Origin of the sequence: Streptomyces bambusae, from assembly GCF_020532645.1 — a bacterium.
In the GTDB taxonomy this organism is placed as follows: domain Bacteria; phylum Actinomycetota; class Actinomycetes; order Streptomycetales; family Streptomycetaceae; genus Streptomyces; species Streptomyces bambusae.
Genome location: NZ_JAJAUZ010000005.1, coordinates 64,000 through 81,829 on the forward strand (window position 1 = coordinate 64,000; position 17,830 = coordinate 81,829).

Here is a 17,830-nt window from a genome sequence, read left to right on the forward strand (position 1 = left end):
CCCGGAACCAGCCCGCCCGGCGCTTGAGGACCGGGGGCCGGGGCGGAGCCGGGGAAGCGCCGCCCCGGCCCCGCCTCACGCCCGGTGGTCCAGGCCCGTGTGGTAGTCGCCGATGACGCGGTGGTAGTCGTCGTTGTTCAGGTGGATGGTGCGGTCGAATTCCGGGGCGGCCTTGATCTGGTCCTTCGTGCGGTCGATGTGGACCTCGTGGTTCTCCGTGTCGATGCGGGCGATGGTGCCGGCGGGGAGGAGGACCTCCTTGCCGAAGATCCACGGGCCCGTGTCGACGACGAGGTAGGAGCCTTCCGGTTCATCGACGTGCGTCACCACCTTGCCGATGCTGCCGTCCTGCGCCTCCACCTTGTAGCCGGTGATCTCGCCGGCGAGCAGCCCCACCGGTGCCTGCCGGTACACCCAGATGTTCGCGGGCATGGTGCACTCCCTTCGCGGTGCCGGTCCCCCGGTCCGCGTCTGCCCGGCCGGCGGCCGGTCACGCGTCGCGGTTGCCGCGGGGCAGGGTGGCGACCAGTTCGGCGAGTTCCTCGCAGGCCTTCTCGACCTTGCGCCGGATGTTGTTCTGCTCGGTGACCAGGGCGGCCAGCAGCAGGCCGGTGAGGGCCGCGGAGCCGTTGAGGGCCTGGAGGTTGACCATGACCTGGAACAGGCTGTGGTCGGCGAACGGCCCGTCGTGGTCGATGGCCGCCGAGATCGCCAGGAACGACACGATGAGCGTGCAGGGTGCGGCCCCGGCCAGCTGGAACCGTACGGCGGCCCAGATGAGCAGCGGGAAGACGAGGAACAGCAGGGACTGCTCGCTGCGGGTGGCGACCTCGGCCACCACGGTCGTACTGACGAGCATGGCGGCCCACTCGGCGGTGCGCAGGTGGTCCCGGCCGATCCGGAGCATCGGCAGGGCCAGCAGCAGCGGGGTGCCGACGAGGACCCCCATCGCGTCCCCGGCCCACCAGGCCCACCAGACGGGCCAGAACCTCGCGGCGGGCAGACCGCCGTCGAGGACGATCACGCCGGTGCCGATGGTGGCGCTGATCAGCATGGGCAGCAGGCCTCCGAGGAAGACGAGCGCCAGCCCGTCCCGGAGCCGGTCCAGCTCGGCGCGGAAGCCGGTGCGGCGCAGCAGGGCGTAGGCGCAGAGCGGGGCGAGGGTGTTGCCGGCGACGATGCCGAGGTCGACCGGCTCGAACGCGGAGAGGGTGTGGACGACGAATCCGGCGCCGACCGCGATGCCCGGCCAGATGCGGAGCCCGAACCGGAGCAGGGCGGCGAGCGCGATGCCGGTGGGCAGCCACAGCGGGGTGACGGACGCCCCTTCGACCTCCACCCGCTGGATCAGGCCGAGCAGGCCGGTGACCGCGTACGCGAGCGCGACGGCGCAGATCCACAGCAGGGTGGTGGCGGGGCCTCGCCACTGCTCGGTGCGCACCACCGTATGAGACACCCGGCGCCGCCCGGGACGGGGGTGTGACACGCGCTACGAAGGGGCTTCGTGGCGGAGGACGAGGACGGCGGCGTCGTCGGCGTGGCCGGTGGAGTCGGCCACTTTCATGACCTCGGCGGCCAGGTCGTCGGGGTCGGCGCCGGCGCCTTCGCGGACCACTCTGGCGACCTCGGCGAGGCCCACGTCGATGGGGAATTCCGGGCCTTCGACGACCCCGTCGGTGAGCAGGACCCAGGCGCCGGCCGCGTCGAGGCGGCGGCGGGTGACGGGGTAGCCGCCGCCGGGCAGCATGCCCAGCGGCAGGCCCCCCTCGTCCTCGACGATGCCGCAGCGGCCGTCGACGGTGGCCCAGACGGCGGGTACGTGGCCGGCGCGGGCGCTCTGGAGTTCCCGGGTCTCCGGGTCGTAGCGGAGGAAGGTGCAGGTGGCGAAGAGGTTCCAGTCGCTGGACAGGAGGAGTTCGTTGGCCCGGCTGAGGACTTCGCCGGGGTCGTCCGCGGCGGCCGCGACGGCCCGGAGTCCGAAGCGGAGCTGCCCCATGAACGCGGCGGCCTCCACGTCGTGTCCCTGGACGTCGCCGATGGAGAAGGCCAGCGACCCCCCGGACAGCAGGAAGCCGTCGTACCAGTCGCCGCCGATGTCCAGGCCGTCGCGGGCGGGCGAGTAGCGGGCGGCGGTGCGCAGCCCCGGTATGCCGGGCAGGGTGGACGGCAGCATCTCGCGCTGGAGGGCTTCGGCCAGCTCGACCCGGGCCCGCTGGCGTTCCGCCCCTTCCCGCGCCTGGGCCGTGAGCCGGCCCAGGGTGTGCAGGAGGTCGTCGGCGCTCGTCGACCGGGGTGGGCGACGCGGGGTCATGTACCGCTCCGATGGCTGTCCGGCTCCCCCGCCGCCCCCATCGTATTTCCGGTGCCGGGAGGCCGCCACGGCGCGCCGGGCCGCCGCAACCTTCGTCCGTTCGGGTGAGGTGCGCCCAGACTGGCCCGATGGATCTTGGTATCGCACTGCCCCAGTACGGAAGCCATGCCCGGCCGGAGCTGATCGCCGGCTTCGCGCGGGACGCGGAGGAGGCCGGGTTCGGGTCGCTGTGGGTCGGGGACCGGGCGCTGGCGCCGGTGGACCCGAGCGACCTGTACCCGGGGCACGCGAGGGAGGAGCCCTACCCGCCGGGGTTCCGTACGTTCCTCGACCCGCTGACCGTGCTGACGGTCGCGGCGGCGGCGACCGGGCGGGTGCGGCTGGGCACGAGCACGCTGAACGCCCCCTGGTACCCGCCGCTGCTGCTGGCCCGTTCGCTGGCCACGCTGGACCGGGTGAGCGGGGGCCGGCTGGTCGCGGGGTTCGGGCTGGGCTGGCTGCGGGACGAGTACACGGCGGTCAACGCCGACTTCGGGAGCCGGGGCGCCCGGCTGGACGAGATCCTCGGCATCCTGCGCGGCCTGTGGACCGAGGAGGAGTTCGGGCACGAAGGGCCGCACTGGACGATTCCGCGGGCGTACGTGGGCCTGCGGCCGGCCCGTCCGGCCGGGCCGCCGGTGCTGCTGGGCGGGCTGAGCCCGGCGGCAATGCGGCGGGTGGGGGTGCGGGCGGACGGCTGGGCGGGGGTGGTGCTGCCGGCGGAGCCCATGGCCGCGCTGTGGGACGTGGCGCGGCGGGCCGCGGAGGAGGCCGGGCGGGATCCCGGGGGGCTGGTGCGGCACCTGCGGCACACCCCTGGCCCGCAGGCCGCGGCCGACGGGGTCGCGGCGGTCGTGGCGGCCGCCCGGGACGGCGGCGCGGACGGCTGCATCCTCGACTTCCAGCAGTGCACGGCCGATCCCGCGCAGGCCCTGGCGCTGGGGGTGGAGGTGCTGGAGCGACTGCGGGCGGGCTGAGACCCGGCCGCCGCGCCGCGCGCCGGGCCGCCGGGGGCCGGTCACTCCGGGTCGGCGGCCTGCCAGACGGTGGTGATGTTGCAGAACTCGCGGATGCCGTGGCCGGAGAGCTCGCGGCCGTAGCCGGAGCGCTTCACGCCGCCGAACGGGAACGCGGGGTGCGAGGCGGTCATGCCGTTGACGAAGACCCCGCCCGCCTGGAGGTCGCGTACGCAGCGGTCCACGTCCTGCGGGTCGCGGGTCCACACGTTGGAGCTGAGGCCGAACGGCGTGTGGTTGGCGCGGGCGACCGCCTCGTCGAGGTCCGCCACCCGGTACAGGGTGGCGACGGGGCCGAAGGTCTCCTCCAGGTCGATCCGCATGGCGGACGTCACCCCGGCGAGGACGGTCGGTTCGTAGAACCAGCCGTCCGGCAGCGCCGGGGGCCGGCGTCCGCCGCACAGCACCTCGGCGCCCTGCCGGACCGCGTCGTCGACGAGTTCCTCCACGTCGGTGCGGCCCTGCTCGGTGGCGAGCGGGCCGACGTCGGTGCCCTCGGCCATCGGGTCGCCGACGGTGAGGGCGGCCATCCCGGCAGTGAACCGTTCCGCGAACTCGTCGTACACGTCGGTGTGGACGATGAAGCGTTTGGCGGCGATGCAGGACTGGCCGTTGTTCTGGACCCGGGCGGTGACGGCGGTCTGCGCGGCGCGGGCCACGTCCGCGGAGGGCAGCACGAGGTACGGGTCGCTGCCGCCGAGTTCCAGCACGGTCTTCTTCACCTCGTCGCCGCACACGGCGGCGACGGCCCGGCCGGCGGGCTCGCTGCCGGTGAGGGTGGCGGCGGCGACCCGCGGGTCGCGCAGCACGCCCTCGACGGCGCCGGATCCGATCAGCAGGGTCTGGAAGCAGCCCGCCGGGAAGCCGGCCCGGTGGAACAGCTCGCCCAGGTAGAGGGCGGTCTGCGGAACGTTGGAGGCGTGCTTGAGGAGACCCGTGTTGCCGGCCATCAGGGCGGGTGCGGCGAACCGTACGACCTGCCAGAGCGGGAAGTTCCACGGCATCACGGCGAGGACCACGCCGAGCGGGCGGTAGCGGGTGCGGACCGCGGAGGCTCCGGAATCGGCCACGTCGGCCGGGTCCGGGTGCTCGTCGGCGAGCAGGGCTTCGGCGTTCGCCGCGTACCAGCGCATGGCCTTGACGCATTTGGCGGCCTCGGCGCGGGCCGCCGCGAGCGGTTTGCCCATCTCGGTGGTCATGGTGCGGGCGATCTGCTCGTTGTCCTGTTCCAGCAGGTCGGCGGCGCGTTCCAGGAGGGCGGCGCGTTCGGCGAAGGTCGTGGTGCGGTGGGCCAGGAAGGCCGCGTGCGCGTCGGCGAGGCACTGCTCGATGCCCTCGGGGCCGAGCGCGTCGAAGGTGCGCACTGTCTCGCCGGTCGCCGGGTTGACGGTCGCGATGGCCATGGACGCCTCCTGCTCGGGTTCGGTCGCCTCGACCTTCGCGCGGGGGCTGCGTCCGCGCAACCGCTCGGCTACGCTCATGATCACTGCATTCACATGGGTGATTCGGGGGGAATCATGGCAGAACTCGGAGTGCTGTTCGGTCTGCTCGGCCTGGCCGTGGTGGCTCTGGTGGTGACCGTGCTGCGGCGCGGCCGGCGGCGGCACGACGACGACGGGCACGGGGCGCTGATCGAGCACGAGCACACGGCTCAGGCGGCGCACACCCGCAAGGAGTACAACTCGTTCTCGGTGCACAACAGCCAGTACGGCGGCAAGCAGGGCGGCTACCGGCCGTAGGCCGTAGGGCCGCTGCCCGCGGCCCGGCGGGTTACTCCCCGCGGGTCCAGGCCGCCAGGCGGTCGGCCGGCCAGGTGTTGACGACGCGGTCCGCGGGGACCCCGCACTCCTCGGCGCGGGCGCAGCCGTTGATCTGCCAGGCCAGCTGGCCCGGGGCGTGGGCGTCGGTGTCGACGGCGAACAGGGTGCCGGCGGCGACCGCCTCGCGGAGCAGGCGGCGCGGCGGGTCGAGGCGTTCCGGACGGCTGTTGATCTCCACGGCGGTACCGGCCTCGGCGCAGGCGGCGAACACCTCGGCGGCGTCGAACTCCGACTCGGGCCGGGTCCGGCCGGTGACCAGGCGTCCGGTGCAGTGCCCGAGGACGTCGGCGTGCGGGTTGCGGACCGCGGCCGTCATCCGGCGGGTCATGGCCCGCCGGTCCATCCGCAGCTTGGAGTGGACGGAGACGACGACCAGGTCCAGGCGGGCGAGGAGGCCGGGTTCCTGGTCGAGCGAGCCGTCGTCGAGGATGTCGCATTCGATGCCGGTGAGCAGCCGGAACGGCGCCCAGCCGGTGTTCAGGGCGGCCACCAGGTCCAGTTGTTCGCGCAGCCGGTCCGGCGACAGGCCGCGGGCCACCGTGAGCCGGGGCGAGTGGTCGGTGAGCACGGCCCATTCGTGGCCCAGGGCCGCCGCGGCGCGCCCCATGTCCTCGACGGCGGCGCCGCCGTCGGACCAGTCGGAGTGCAGGTGGCAGTCGCCGCGCAGCGCGGCCCGCAGCTCCGCTCCCAGACCGCCGTTGTCGAGGGGGACGTCCGCCTCGGCTTCCAGGCCGGCCAGGTAGTCGGGGGTGCGCCCGGCGAGGGCCTGCTCGACGACGGCGGCGGTCTTCGGCCCGATGCCGGGCACCGATTCGAGGGTTCCGGCCGCGGCCCGCTGCGCCGCCTCGCCGGGTGCCATCGCGGCCACCCGCTCGGCGGCGGTACGGAAGGCCTTGGCCCGGTACGCGGGGGCCTGGGCGCGTTCCAGCAGGAAGGCGATCCGGCTCAGGGCGGCCACGGGGTCCATGGTGTCTCCGGGCTCGTGGGGGCGGCGGGGCGGCCGGTCAGGGGTGGCGGCGGGGCGGGCCGGTGGAGCTGCTGCCGGGCCTGCCGCCACAGGCGCAGCCATCCGTACCGCCCGGCTCCCGGACCGGTGGCGGGCCGGCCGTCGGTCACGGCCCGGAACCGACGGCGGGTGCGGAGGGACCGGAGCGCTGCGAGGTCGCCCTGGCCCGGCGGCGGGGGCGGCGGGACGCGGTGCCGGGCGGCCCGGGCGGTGTCGACGAGGTACTGCTCGATCGCGGTCATGACTCCAGCCTGGCCCGGTCGCCCGCCGGGCGCCCGCCGATTGACGCGTGGCGTCAATCGTCCTGGTCGGCGCGGGTACCGGGCAGCCCCGGGGGCCGGCGCCGGGAAGGTGTGGCCGAGAATGTCCGCATGAGCGTGACCATCGACATCGCCGGGCTGCCGCGGGAGCGGATCGTGTTCGCCCCCTCGCCGCTCGCCGAGCTGTGCATGGCCCTGCACGCGCTCTCCCAGCCGGCCCACCATCCCGGGCTCGCCTCCTGGGCCGCCGGTACCTCGGCCGCCCTGGACCCGTGCCTGGCGGACCGGCTGCTGGAGGCCGCGTTCCTGTGGCGCAGCACGTTCTCGGACATCTTCATGCCGTTCGCGCGGCCGCCCGGCTGCGGCGTGCCCGCCGCGACGCTCGCCGAGGAGCTCGACGCTCTGGACCGGATGGACGACGCGCAGTTCGTGGCGTCGGCGCTGGAGCACTGCCGGCTCGCGCACTACAACGAGGGCGGCGACCCGTCGCCGCTGACCGACCCGGCCGCGCGGGCGCGGGCGCTGGAGACGGCGGCGGCGCGCGGGCCGCGGGAGCGGGACTTCTCGCAGCGGCTGCTCGACGACCCGGCCGGGGTACGGGCCTGGCTGCGGCGGCTGTTCGAGGACTGCGACGAGGGGTTCTTCGCGGAGACCTGGCGGCGGATAGAGCCGCAGCAGACGGCGGACGCCCGGCACAAGACGCAGGTGCTGCGGCACAAGGGGCTGCCGGCGGTGCTCAGGGAGGTGTCGGCGGCGCTCGGCGTGGACGAGGCGCAGACCGTGATCACCGCCGACAAGATGGTGAACGGCTGGACCACGGCCACCGATCCTGCGGTGGGACCCGGGCTGGTGTTCGTCCCCACCCACTTCGGCTGGCCGCACCTGCTGGTACTGCACGCGCCGGGCTGGACCCCGGTGGTGCACTACCCCCTCGCGTCGCCGGAACTCGCCCGCGAGCCGGGCTCGGTGGAGCTGCTGCAGCGCCGGATGGAGGCGCTGGCGCACCCGATGCGGATGATGCTGTGCCGGTCGCTGGCCCGGTCCCCCTACACGACGAGCGAGCTGGCCTCGGTGTACGGGATCACGGCCCCGGAGGTGTCCCGGCACCTGGGCGTCCTGCGGAAGGCGGGGCTGCTGCACACGCACCGTCAGGGACGTTACGTACAGCACCAGTTGGATCTGGGAACGGTGGCGCGGATCGGCTCGGACTTCATCGAGGGGATCCTGCGGTAGGCGCGGCGGGCGCTGCCCGGGCGGTGCGGCGGGCGGGTGCGCGCAGGGCGCGGAGCAGCGCCTTGCGGGCGGCTGCGGCGACCGGGCGGAGGGCCGGCGGGAGTGGCCGGTCCGGGCGGGCCGGGGCGGACGCGGCCGGGCAGCGGGGGGCGCGTAGGGGCGTGCCGTGGCGCGCGGGCGGGCGTAAGTACGTGGCCAGCAGGGCTGCGGTGCCCGCCAGTTGCCGGGCGAGGAGTCCGGGCCCCGGGCGGGCGGCCCGGTTCGGCCGGGCGGGACGGCGTATGCCGGGCGGGCGGCCGGGCGGCGTCAGGTCGAGGACGGCGGCGGCGCCGCGGCGCCGGGCCCGCGCCAGCAGGGCGGTGGCGGGCCCGGGTTCGGTGCCGGCGGTGACGAGGAGGACGGCGGGCAGCGATCCGATGCGGTCCAGCAGGTGTTCGACCCCGGCCAGGGTCGAGGGGTCGGCCCGGTGCAGGTCGTCGAGGACGAGCAGGCAGCCCTGCCGGGCGGCCGCACCGCCCAGCAGCCCCAGGACGGCATCGGCGACCGCGCGCGGGTCCGTGCCGCCGCCCTCCGCGGCCGGCCGGCCGGCGAGCAGCCGGGCCAGCAGGTCGTGGGTGCGCACGAGCCGCGGCTCAGCGGGCGTGTCCGCGTCGGTGCCGTACGGGTCGTCCGGCGCGGGCAGCAGGCCGGCGCGGGCCAGCGACAGCAGCGCCTCGACGAGAGGGCGGCAGGGGATGGCGGTGCCGTCGGTGCGGGACCGGCCCTGGGCGGTGGCCATGTCGGCCGCGGCCGCGGCGGCGACGGCGGCAGCGGCCAGCCGGGTCTTGCCGGAGCCGGGGCCGCCGGTGACGAACAGGGTGCCGCCGCGCCCCGCCCGGGCGGCGGTCAGGGCGGCCACGATGCGGTCCAGCCCGGGCTGCCCGCCGCCCGGTTCGGCCCGGTACAGGTGGCAGCAGCTGCACGGGGCGGTGGCGGGGTGCGGATACGGCGTCGTCATCTGCTTCTCCTGGACCGGCAGAGCAGGGGGATGACGGGCGCTGTCGCGGCGCCGTGGCGGGACACGGCGCCGGCGGGGGACGACGGGACGGTGTCGTGCGCAGACCGCTCGCGGCGGCACGGCGGCCGGCCCCCTGCGGGCCGCCGGCAGCGCCCGACCGGGGCACCGGCCGGGTCGCCGTACTGCACATCCGGTGGGCCGCGCCCGCGTCCCCACGCGGCCGCGACCCACCGGCCGGACCGGCCCGGTTCCCGCGGGCCGGCCCGTTCGGCACGTCCTTCTCCCCGTCTCGCGGCCACCCGTTCCCCCACGGGCGGCCGACGTCCGGACGCTGGCACAGGTCCGGACGCGGACCAACGGTTCATCCCCCCGGCGAGCCGTTCTGGCGCCGCCGTGGACGACGGTACGAGAGGGGCGGCGGCCCGCCCCAGCCGCCCTTTTGGGGGGGTTGTCCGCCGGGGGGTTGTCCGTCCGGCGGGTCAGTGGCCGAGGGCGCGCTTGAGCTCGGCCTTGTCCATCTGCGAGCGGCCCTTGATGTTGCGCTGCTTCGCCTCGTTGTACAGCTGCTCCTTCGTCGGACCCCGGGCGCCGCTGTGGGACCGCTGTCCGCCGCGCTTCGACGAGGACATGTCGTGCGTCGAGGACCGGCTGGCGGTCTTCGACTCGCCGGCGCGGGCGCGTTCCTTGTTGACGGTCCGGGCGGCGATCTCCTTCGCCCGCTTCTCGGACTCGCCGCGGTCCAGCGCGGACTCCTTGATGTGTTCGTACTGCCGTTCCCGCTTCGGGGAGGAACCGCGGGGCATGGTGTTCTCCTTCCGCTCCGTGGCCGGTGGTCGTCCCGCGGCTACCCGCAACGGCCGGTGTCATGACCCGGACGGCCCTGGCGGGTCCGAAGACGGCCGCCGCGCGGTTGCGCCGGCGCATGCAGGCGGATTCCGCGGGCAGCCGCCCCGGCAGGGGTCCGGCAACGGCACAGGAGGCACCCCATGTCCACCGACGCGATCGTCATGCTGCGGGAGGACCACCGGCGGATGCGCCGGCTGATCCGCGCCTACCGCACGTCGCGGGGTGCCGCGGGCCCGGAGCGGGCCGAGGACCCGGCCGCGGACACGGACGGCGCGGGCGAGATCGTCACCGAGTTCCTGCACGAGCTGACCGTCCACGCGTTCGTCGAGAACGAGGTCGTGTACCCGCGGGTGCGGCTGCTGGCCCCGGACACGACACCCCTGATCCTGGAGTTCCGGGAGCAGCACCACGTGGCGGAGGTGCTGGCCGGCGAGCTGGCGGACCTGTCCCCCGGCGACGAGGCGTACGCAGCCAAGGCGCGCGTGCTGATGGACCTCGTGGGGCGGCACATGGACGCCGAGGAGGAGGCCTGGTTCCCGCAGGTGCGCAGGGAACTGGGGCGTACGGTCCTGCAGGCCGTCGGCACCCGGATGGCCGAGGTCCGCGAACGGGCCCCGCAGCGCCCGAAGAGGCCGCTGCTGCACAAGATCTCCGACGCCATCGCCGCCTAGGGGGTCTGACGGTGCGTTTCCCCGCCGGCCGGGAGTGAACCGGCCGCCGTCGGGCAGACGCGTACGGCGACGAAAGGAGTGGCCATGCTGCTGCTCGGAATTCTGCTGCTGGCGGCTGCCGGGACGTTCACGGGCCTGGTCGTCAGTGAGAACCTCTCCGGCGGGCCGGAGTACACGGTGATGCTGTTCGGCGAGTCCCTGGCCACGCTGGACACCCTGGGCGTGTTCCTCGCCGGGATCGGGCTGGCCCTGGTCTTCTGTGCCGGGCTGGCCCTGGTGGCCGGTGCGGCCAGGCGCCGGCGCGAGGTGTGGGGGCCGGCTCCCGGAGAGGCCGCCCCGCGCACGCACGGGAGGCACCCGGCCGGCGGGTTCCGGCACCGGTTCGGGAGGTGAACGCCTGACGGCGGCGTCCTACGGCCGGGACCGGTTCCCGGCCGTAGGACGCTGCGCCGCCGGATCCGGGGGCCGGGTCGCCACCGGATCGAGGTGGTAGACGGCGAAGGCGCGGTCGATGACGGGCATGGCCACGTTGCGGACCCGGATCCCGCCCGCCGTCATGCCGTGTTCGATGCCCATGTGGGCGTGGCCGTGGACGGCCAGCTCGCAGCCTGCCTCGTCCATGGCCTCGGCCAGCAGGTAGCTGCCCAGGAAAGGGTGGATTTCCGGGGGTTCGCCGGCCAGCGTGTCGGCCACGGGTGAGAAGTGCGTGAGGGCGATCCGTACGGCGCAGCCCTGCCCGGCGAGTTCGTACAGCGAGCGGCGCAGGCCGTCCGCGCACCGGCGGGTGAGCCGGATGAAGGCCTTCATCTCCGGCTCGCCGAACTCGGTCGCGCATCTCCCGGGGAACCCGCCGCCGAAGCCCTTGGTGCCGGCGATGCCGACCGGGCCGCCCGGCAGGTCCAGGCGGACGGCGTCGCCTTCGAGCACGGTGACGCCCGACTCGGCCAGGATCCGGGTGACGTCGTCCTGGCGGTCGCTGTCGTAGTCGTGGTTGCCGAGGACGGCGACCACGGGAACGGGCAGCCCGGCGACCTCGGCCGCCACCACGCGGGCCTCCTCGGGGGTGCCGTGCCGGGTGAGGTCGCCGGCCAGGAGCAGGACGTCGGCACTGCCGGGCAGTGCGGTGAGCGCGGGCCGCAGCCGGCCCTCCGCACCGGGCCCGAGGTGGATGTCCCCCACCGCGGCGACGCGGATCACGGCAGGGCCTCCGCCCGGCCCGGCGGATCGGCGCAGCTGACCTGTACGTCGTGGTGCCAGGACAGGCCGGCCAGCTCCTCCGCGGCGATCCGCAGCACGGTGTGGCGGGTGCCGGGGTCCGGTACCCGGCCGCGCAGCACCGCGGTGGCGCCGTGCAGTTCGACGAGGAGGCCGATTTCGCCGACCGCGTCGTGGGCGAGCCGGTCGCGCAGGCGCTCGATGCGGTATTCCGCCGGGGGCGTCGGGTCCGCGGGGCCCGGCGCGCGGTGGGTGGTCATGGGGTGCGCTCCCTGGGGTCGATGACGCCGAGGCGTTCGAGCAGGTAGAAGAAGGCGTCGGGCAGCGGGGCGTGCCCGTGTGCCGCGTACAGGGCGTCCCAGTCCATGCGTTCGCGCAGGGTGCGGGCCATGGGGAGCAGGTCGCCGAAGTCGCAGTAGTGCTCGGTGAGGGCGGCCAGCCTGCTGTCCATCAGGTCGGTGGGGGCCAGGACGGGCATCCGGACCGAATCCACCGGGAGGACCTGCGCGCGGGACAGCAGGGCGTCGCCGACGGGCCGGCCGGCGAGTTCGAAGATGAGGTCGATCTCCTCGCCGTCGAGGCTGCCCTTGATCAGCCAGTCCTCCGGTGCGCCCCGGATGGCGATCCCGCCGTCCTCCAGGGCGCCGGTGACGGCCTCGGCGTCCTCGCGGCGGACGCAGAAGTCGGTGTCGTGCTGGAAGCGGGCGGGCACGCCGTGCGCGAAGGCGGCCACGCTGCCGGCGAGGGCGAAGGGTTCGCCCGACGCCTTCAGGAGGGCGGCCACGCGTTTGGTGGTCTCCAGGATCGCCTGTGTGTGGTCGTGCGGCAGAGCGTGTTCCGTCCGTGCCGGGGGGCTGCTCACGGCGTCAGTGGGTGTCTTCACCGTTCGGCCTTCCTGTCGCCTGCGACGGACAGCGGCTGCCCCCTACGCGCATCCGGAAACGCGGCCGTGCCGGAGCGGCTGCGGCCGCCGGGCCCGGCGGTGGCCCCCGCGGGCCCGTTCGAAGGGTGCGGGCCGCGGCCGCCGTGGCCGGGACCAGGCCGCCGGACCGGTCAGGGCCGCTTCCGCGGACGGTGTGTGCATCGCCGGTGTCCTCATCTCCGGCTCTCCTTCCGGTGTGCCGGCGGGCCGCGGTGCCCGGGGCGGCGGGGTGGCCGCCCCGGGCACCGGGCGTCCTGTCTCCGGCGGGTGCCCGGTCCTGCGGCGGGCACACCCCCGCGGGGTGGCACGGCGCGTGCTTCGAGCCGGGTGCGCTCGGGGCCGCGGGGCGCGGCGGTGCCGTCCGGTGCCCGGTGGCGGAGGCCGGGCCGTTCGGGGCGACCGGCCCGCGGGCGGGCGCGACGGGTCAGGCCGGTTGGCCGGGCGGGGTGCGGGCGCCGGCTCGGCCGGCCGGCGTGCTGCCGGGGTCTTCGGGGGGCCCGTGGGCCGCGAAGCCGTCCGGGGGGCCGTAGGCGCCGGTCGCGTCCGGGTGGAGCGGCGGGGTGGGCAGGCCGGCGCCGTCGCGCAGGCCGCGGAGGAAGGCGGCGAGGGCTTCGGTGGCCGTGTGCCGGGGCCGCCAGCCGAGTTCGTCCCGGGCCCGGGCGGTGTCGAGCAGCGGCAGCCGCAGCACGGCGTCGTAGAGGCAGGGGTCGGCCGGGACCAGGCGGAGGTGCCAGGCCGCGGCCAGTGCGGCCCGGACGGCGCCCTGCGGCAGCCGCAGCGGCCGGGCGTGCAGCAGCCGGGCCAGCGTGCCGGTGTCGACGACCGGGTCCGCGGCCAGGTTGAACGCGCCGCGTACGGGGCGTAGCACGGCGGCGGCGTAGGCGGCGGCCGCGTCGTCGGTGTGCAGGGCCTGGAAGCGCAGTCCGGGAAGGTCCGGAACGGCGGGGACGAGGCCGGGGCGTACGAGCCGCCCGGGCAGGAGCGGGCCCGCGAAGATCCGGCGCTGCTCGGCGGCCGCGACCTCCTTGAACAGGAAGGCCGGGCGCATCCGGACCACCCGTATCTCGGGATGGGCCGCCTCGAAGGCGTCGAGGCAGCGTTCCAGGTACGCCTTCTCCCGGGTGTAGGCCGCGCCGGGCCAGCCGTGCGTGGGCCAGGTTTCGTCCACCGGGCGGCCGTCCGGCGGGCCGGGGGCGTAGGCGCCGACCGAGGAGGCGTGCACGAGGACGGGCACGCCGGCCGCGGCGGCGGCTTCGAACACCCGGAGGGAGCCGAGTACGTTGGTCCGCCAGGTCGCCACGGGGTCGCGGGCGGGCTGGAACTTCCAGGCGAGGTGGACCACCGCGCCGGCCCCTTCGAAATGGGCCTCCAGGGCGGTGGCGCCGGGCTGCACGTCGGCCGCGGCCCAGCGGACTCCCGGAGGCCGCCAGTCCGGAAGGCGCCGGGCCAGGCCGAGGACCTCGGTCACCTCCGGTTCGGCGGCGAGCCGGCGCACGAGGCTGGTGCCGGCGTTCCCGGTCGCACCGACGACGACGGTCTTCACGGCGGTCAGGCCGCCTCGGGGCGGCCGGGTCCGGAGGAATCGTCCCGGTCGCCGGAGTCGTCGCCGCGGCCGGTGATCATGTCGCGGACCCGGTCGACGAGGCCGAGGCCCGGGGCCAGCAGCTTGTTCGCGGGCGGTTCGGAGGGCAGGCCCGGGTGCGGGCGGGTGGGTGCGGTCTTCTTCGCGCGGCGGATCCGGTCTCCGAGGTCTTCCAGGTCCTCCTGGGGGCAGGCCCTGCGCAGCGCCGGGAACAACGTGCCCTCCTCCTCCCGGAGGTGCGCCAGGACCTCGGCCTCGACCGCGTTCATCGTGTCGGCGAACCCGGCCCCGGAGGAGTCGAGGTCCTGGAGTTCCTTGAGGAGTTGCTCCACGCGGGCGTGGTCGGCGATCTCCTTGTCGGCGACGGCGTCGCCCCCGTCGATGTGGTCGCGGACCGCCGGGTAGAGGTACTCCTCCTCGGCGACCGAGTGGCGCACCAGCTCGATCGTCATCTTGTCGGCCAGTGTGCGGCGTTCGTCGCCCGCCGCGGTCCGACGGATCTGCCGGAGGAACTCCCTGACCTCGTCGTGGTCCGCGGTCAGCTCTGCGATGACGTCCCCGCCGTGCCCCATGGCCGTGCTCCTCACCGTTCGTGGCGTGCCGTCCGGCGGTGCCCGCGGGCGGGCCGGACGGCCGTACGTCCACGCGCCTGCCCGGTCCGCGCACCGGCATGCACGGCATGCACCGGCCAGCCTGGCTTCCGTTCCGGCTCCGGTTTTGGCCGGACCGCACCCTGTCCGGCCGCGGCAGCGGCTTCTACGATTCCGGCACCCGGTCCGTTCGGGCCGGTCTCCCCCGCGCGCCGTGCCGCACGCGCGCGTCCGTACGCGTTCCGCTTCGGTCCCGTCCGCCCGTGGGCCGCACCGGCCGGTCCCGTGCTCCGCCGGCCGTACTCCCCCGCCCGCCGGCACGCCCGTACCTGTCCGCGTGCCGGCGGCCTCCGAGTTCCGCAGCAACGGATGGGAGATCACCACATGGCCGGTGGATTCCTGGTCAGCGGGGCGGCCGTCGCCCTGCTGACCGCCGCCCTGCCCGCGCAGCCCGCCCAGGCCGGCATCATCGACCCGCCTCCGGACCGCATCGTCATCGACGTCGCGACCGTCAACGGGTCCGGCTGTCCGAAGGACACGACGGCGATCGCCGTGTCCGAGGACAACACCGCGTTCACGGTGACGTACAGCCAGTACCTGGCGCAGACCGGCGGCGGGGCGCCGCCGACGGCCGCCCGCCGGAACTGCCAGCTCAGCCTGGTGGTGCACGTCCCGCACGGCTTCACCTACGCGATCGCGAGCGCCGACTACCGCGGCTACGCCTCGCTCGCGCCGGGGGCGACCGGCACCGAGAAGGCCTCGTACTACTTCCAGGGCTCCCCGCAGACGGCGTACCGGCAGCACGACTTCCGCGGCCGGTACGAGGACAACTGGCAGGCGACCGACGAGACCGACTGGGCGCAGCTGGTGTGGGCGCCGTGCGGGGTGCAGCGCAACTTCAACATCAACACGGAGCTGCGCGTCGCCAAGGGCACCTCGGCGCCCGGCGCGACCAGCTACATGACCATGGACTCCACGGACGGCAACATCAGCACGGTCTACCACCTGGCGTGGCGGGAGTGCCCCGCGCGGTGACGGAGGCGGGCGTCCGGGCGGGGTGCACTGCCCGGCCCGGACGCTCCCGTTCCGCGCCCTCAGGGAGCGCGGAACGACCGGGCGCCGGCTCAGCGGCGGCGCCGGCGGCGGGGCGGCGGCTCGGGCTCGGCTTCCTCCTCCTCGTCCTCCTCCTCGTCCTCCTCCTCGTCCTCCTCCTCGTCCTCGTACGCCTCGTCCTCGTATTCCCCGTCCTCGCGTCCGTCGCCGCCCTCGGGCGGATCGCCGCCTTCGTCTTCCTCTTCACTGCTCTCTTCGTCTTCGTATTCCTCGTCCGCGTCTTCGTCCTCGGCGCCGTCCTCCTCCGCGTCCTCGTACGTCTCCGGTTCTTCCTCGTCGTACTCCTCCCCGTCTTCCGCGGACTCCTCCTCCAGTGCCTCTTCGTGGGTCCGGACGACCTCGCCGTCGCGGATCTCGCCGCGCCAGCCCTCCGGTTCCTCGTCGGAGAGGCTCACGTAGCGGAGGAAGTGCTTGAGGTCGAGCCGCAGCCGGCGGCCCTGGGCGCGCCAGAGGTTGCCGGTGCGTTCGAACAGACCGGAGGGGTAGTACTCGACCACCAGGAGCACGCGGGTGAGGGACGGCGCGAGTTCGTGGAACGTGACGCAGCCACGGGTGGTGCCCTTGGCGCCGTCGGAGGTCCAGACGATCCGCTCGTCGGGGACCTGCTCCTGCACCGTCGCCTTCCAGCTCCGCGTGGACGGCCCCACCTTGACCTTCCAGTCGGTGGTCGTCTCGTCGCCCTGGGCCACGCTGCGCACGCCCTTGGCGAAGGTGCTGAACTTCTCGTACTGGGTCCAGTGGTTGTACGCGGTCCGCAGCGGAACGCCGACGTCCACGGCCTCTGCGATGTGCGTCGGTTTGGAACCGGCGCCCTTTCCGCCCTTGCCGCGCTTTCCGCCGCTGCCGACGGCTTCCTTGACCTTGTCCTTCAGGTTGCCGAGCACCCCGCCGGCCGCGGCCTTCAAGGGCGAGTCGCCTTGGAGCAGCCGACCGCCCACACCGGTCAGCGTGCCACCGTTCTCGACGGCGTCCTCCATCCGGTCGGTGAGGTCGAGGACCTTGTCGGTCGCCTTGTCCGCCAACTGGCCCGCCTGGGCTGAGAGATACCCTCCGAGTTCTTCCAGCAGATCATCGAGGGCGGACCGGGTGCCCTTGGAGCGGGCCCGCTGAGTGGTGGCCATGTCCCTACCTCCGTGCCGCCGTCTTGCGGGCGGCCGTCTTCTTCGCGGGCGCCGGCGACTTCCGTGACGCCGCGGCCGTCTTCTTCCGCGGCGCCGCGGTCTTCTTCGCGGGCGCCGCCCGCTTCCGGGCCGGTGCCGCGGTCTTCCTCGCCGGCGCCGTCTTCCCGGCCGAGGTCCTCGCGGCCGTCGTCTTCTTGGCCGTCGTCTTCTTGGCCGTCGTCTTCTTGGCCGGCGCCGCCTTGGCCGTAGTCCTCGCGGACGCCGTCTTCTTGGCCGCCGTCTTCCTCTCCGCCGTCTTCCGGGCCGGGGCCCGCTCGGCCGGCCCGCTCTCGGCCGGCGCCGACCGCCTCGCCGGCGCTCTCTTCGCCGCGCTCTTCCCGGCGGAAGCCGTCTTCGGTGCGGCCCTCTTCGCCGACGGCCTCCGCGGGGCCGCCCTCCTCGCACGCCCTCTCGGCTCTTCCGGTTCCTCCTCGTCCGGCTCCGGTTCCGCTTCTTCCGGCTCCTCCTCGTCCGGCTCCTCTTCCTCGTCCTGCTCCGGCTCCGGTTCCTCGGGCTCCTCGTCGTCCCGGCCGTTGCCGCGGGTCAGTTCGCGCGTGCGCTCGTGGAGGGTGTCCGCCAGGCCGGTCAGTTCGCGCTCGGTGGCGGCCTTGAGGGCCTTGCGGCCCGCCTGCAGCGCCTCGCCGCGGATCTGGTCGCCGAGTTCGGCGAACTGGGGCATCTCCGCGAGCTTGCGCAGCCCCTGGCCGACCAACTGGCCCGGCTGGAGGCCGAACCGGCGGCCCGCCAGGTAGGTGGCCAGCGAGAGGGCCATCCGCCCCTTCTTCACCCGGCCCAGCAGGTAGCCGCCCGCGAGGGCGACGCCCAGGGCGATTCTGCTCGTGTCCTGCATCAGCCTTGCCCTTCCGGCAGTGGATCATCGGGCCGGCTGCCGCCGGCTGTGCGCCGAGGGCCGCCCGGTCCGAGCGTTACCTACAGGGCTGCTCGCCCTGTCGACCTGTATGCACCGATATGCGAAGAACTTTCCTCCGGGATGCATGACCGGATGCCGTGTGGGGAGCGGACAGGGTCCATGGAGATCCGCTGCACGA

General features: G+C 74.9%; 21 protein-coding genes. 6 read left to right on the plus strand and 15 right to left on the minus strand.

Going from position 1 to position 17,830, the window contains the following annotated elements:
* Positions 1 to 75: 75 nt before the first annotated feature.
* From LG634_RS05250 to LG634_RS05260, 3 genes are read right to left on the minus strand one after another with little or no spacing between them, the layout of a single operon-like run.
* Complete coding sequence (locus LG634_RS05250; protein ID WP_226732425.1) at positions 76 to 432, minus strand: PRC-barrel domain-containing protein; 357 nt, start codon at positions 430 to 432, stop codon at positions 76 to 78.
* A gap of 58 nt (positions 433 to 490) precedes the next feature.
* On the minus strand, positions 491 to 1,441 hold the full coding sequence (locus LG634_RS05255) for an MASE1 domain-containing protein (protein ID WP_372482372.1): 951 nt from the start codon (positions 1,439 to 1,441) through the stop codon (positions 491 to 493).
* Between the two features lie 48 nt (positions 1,442 to 1,489).
* Positions 1,490 to 2,311: a PP2C family protein-serine/threonine phosphatase gene (locus LG634_RS05260; RefSeq protein WP_226732427.1), complete on the minus strand. Its 822-nt coding sequence runs from the start codon at positions 2,309 to 2,311 to the stop codon at positions 1,490 to 1,492.
* A gap of 128 nt (positions 2,312 to 2,439) precedes the next feature.
* Here LG634_RS05260 and LG634_RS05265 point away from each other — a divergent pair, with 128 nt between their 5' ends.
* Positions 2,440 to 3,327: a TIGR03619 family F420-dependent LLM class oxidoreductase gene (locus tag LG634_RS05265; protein WP_226732428.1), complete on the plus strand. Its 888-nt coding sequence runs from the start codon at positions 2,440 to 2,442 to the stop codon at positions 3,325 to 3,327.
* A 41-nt stretch (positions 3,328 to 3,368) separates the two neighbouring features.
* Here the strand turns inward: LG634_RS05265 and LG634_RS05270 are convergent, their stop codons facing one another.
* A complete protein-coding gene (locus LG634_RS05270) occupies positions 3,369 to 4,769 on the minus strand; it encodes an NADP-dependent succinic semialdehyde dehydrogenase (protein WP_226732555.1) in 1,401 nt (466 codons plus the stop codon).
* Between the two features lie 114 nt (positions 4,770 to 4,883).
* On the opposite strand from LG634_RS05270, the gene LG634_RS05275 reads away from it, so the two are divergent.
* Positions 4,884 to 5,105, plus strand: a complete 222-nt coding sequence (locus LG634_RS05275; RefSeq protein WP_226732429.1) for a hypothetical protein — start codon at positions 4,884 to 4,886, stop codon at positions 5,103 to 5,105.
* Between the two features lie 31 nt (positions 5,106 to 5,136).
* On the opposite strand, the gene LG634_RS05280 is transcribed toward LG634_RS05275, so the two are convergent.
* Both LG634_RS05280 and LG634_RS05285 read right to left on the minus strand, forming a co-directional pair.
* Positions 5,137 to 6,153, minus strand: a complete 1,017-nt coding sequence (locus LG634_RS05280) for a PHP domain-containing protein (protein ID WP_226732430.1) — start codon at positions 6,151 to 6,153, stop codon at positions 5,137 to 5,139.
* On the minus strand, positions 6,132 to 6,434 hold the full coding sequence (locus tag LG634_RS05285; protein ID WP_226732431.1) for a hypothetical protein: 303 nt from the start codon (positions 6,432 to 6,434) through the stop codon (positions 6,132 to 6,134). The genes LG634_RS05280 and LG634_RS05285 overlap by 22 nt, the downstream gene beginning before the upstream one ends.
* 129 nt (positions 6,435 to 6,563) lie before the next feature.
* Here LG634_RS05285 and LG634_RS05290 point away from each other — a divergent pair, with 129 nt between their 5' ends.
* The gene (locus LG634_RS05290) at positions 6,564 to 7,685 is read left to right on the plus strand and encodes a DUF5937 family protein (RefSeq protein ID WP_226732432.1); all 1,122 of its coding nucleotides are present in this window, start codon (positions 6,564 to 6,566) and stop codon (positions 7,683 to 7,685) included.
* Here LG634_RS05290 and LG634_RS05295 read toward each other — a convergent pair.
* Together LG634_RS05295 and LG634_RS05300 are read right to left on the minus strand one after the other, a co-directional pair.
* On the minus strand, positions 7,663 to 8,682 hold the full coding sequence (locus LG634_RS05295) for an ATP-binding protein (RefSeq protein ID WP_226732433.1): 1,020 nt from the start codon (positions 8,680 to 8,682) through the stop codon (positions 7,663 to 7,665). The genes LG634_RS05290 and LG634_RS05295 overlap by 23 nt on opposite strands.
* Before the next feature lie 479 nt (positions 8,683 to 9,161).
* Complete coding sequence (locus LG634_RS05300; protein WP_226732434.1) at positions 9,162 to 9,485, minus strand: plasmid stabilization protein; 324 nt, start codon at positions 9,483 to 9,485, stop codon at positions 9,162 to 9,164.
* A 183-nt stretch (positions 9,486 to 9,668) separates the two neighbouring features.
* On the opposite strand from LG634_RS05300, the gene LG634_RS05305 reads away from it, so the two are divergent.
* Entirely contained in the window at positions 9,669 to 10,199 is a 531-nt protein-coding gene (locus LG634_RS05305) for a hemerythrin domain-containing protein (RefSeq protein WP_226732435.1), read from the plus strand.
* Positions 10,200 to 10,283: 84 nt separating this feature from the next.
* The gene (locus LG634_RS05310; protein WP_226732436.1) at positions 10,284 to 10,592 is read left to right on the plus strand and encodes a hypothetical protein; all 309 of its coding nucleotides are present in this window, start codon (positions 10,284 to 10,286) and stop codon (positions 10,590 to 10,592) included.
* 18 nt (positions 10,593 to 10,610) lie between these two features.
* Here the strand turns inward: LG634_RS05310 and LG634_RS05315 are convergent, their stop codons facing one another.
* From LG634_RS05315 to LG634_RS05335, 5 genes are all read right to left on the minus strand, one after another.
* Positions 10,611 to 11,396, minus strand: a complete 786-nt coding sequence (locus LG634_RS05315; protein ID WP_226732437.1) for a metallophosphoesterase family protein — start codon at positions 11,394 to 11,396, stop codon at positions 10,611 to 10,613.
* On the minus strand, positions 11,393 to 11,674 hold the full coding sequence (locus LG634_RS05320) for a hypothetical protein (RefSeq protein ID WP_226732438.1): 282 nt from the start codon (positions 11,672 to 11,674) through the stop codon (positions 11,393 to 11,395). Before LG634_RS05320 ends, LG634_RS05315 begins: the two co-directional genes overlap by 4 nt.
* Positions 11,671 to 12,297: a nucleotidyltransferase family protein gene (locus tag LG634_RS05325; protein ID WP_226732439.1), complete on the minus strand. Its 627-nt coding sequence runs from the start codon at positions 12,295 to 12,297 to the stop codon at positions 11,671 to 11,673. Before LG634_RS05325 ends, LG634_RS05320 begins: the two co-directional genes overlap by 4 nt.
* Positions 12,298 to 12,760: 463 nt before the next feature.
* The gene (locus LG634_RS05330; protein ID WP_372482373.1) at positions 12,761 to 13,879 is read right to left on the minus strand and encodes an NAD-dependent epimerase/dehydratase family protein; all 1,119 of its coding nucleotides are present in this window, start codon (positions 13,877 to 13,879) and stop codon (positions 12,761 to 12,763) included.
* A gap of 5 nt (positions 13,880 to 13,884) precedes the next feature.
* Complete coding sequence (locus LG634_RS05335) at positions 13,885 to 14,490, minus strand: hemerythrin domain-containing protein (RefSeq protein WP_226732440.1); 606 nt, start codon at positions 14,488 to 14,490, stop codon at positions 13,885 to 13,887.
* Between the two features lie 402 nt (positions 14,491 to 14,892).
* Here LG634_RS05335 and LG634_RS05340 point away from each other — a divergent pair, with 402 nt between their 5' ends.
* The gene (locus tag LG634_RS05340; protein ID WP_226732441.1) at positions 14,893 to 15,543 is read left to right on the plus strand and encodes a DUF4360 domain-containing protein; all 651 of its coding nucleotides are present in this window, start codon (positions 14,893 to 14,895) and stop codon (positions 15,541 to 15,543) included.
* Positions 15,544 to 15,632: 89 nt separating this feature from the next.
* On the opposite strand, the gene LG634_RS05345 is transcribed toward LG634_RS05340, so the two are convergent.
* Both LG634_RS05345 and LG634_RS05350 read right to left on the minus strand, forming a co-directional pair.
* On the minus strand, positions 15,633 to 16,742 hold the full coding sequence (locus LG634_RS05345) for an SRPBCC family protein (RefSeq protein WP_226732442.1): 1,110 nt from the start codon (positions 16,740 to 16,742) through the stop codon (positions 15,633 to 15,635).
* A gap of 4 nt (positions 16,743 to 16,746) precedes the next feature.
* A complete protein-coding gene (locus LG634_RS05350; RefSeq protein WP_226732443.1) occupies positions 16,747 to 17,631 on the minus strand; it encodes a histone protein in 885 nt (294 codons plus the stop codon).
* Positions 17,632 to 17,830 lie beyond the last annotated feature (199 nt).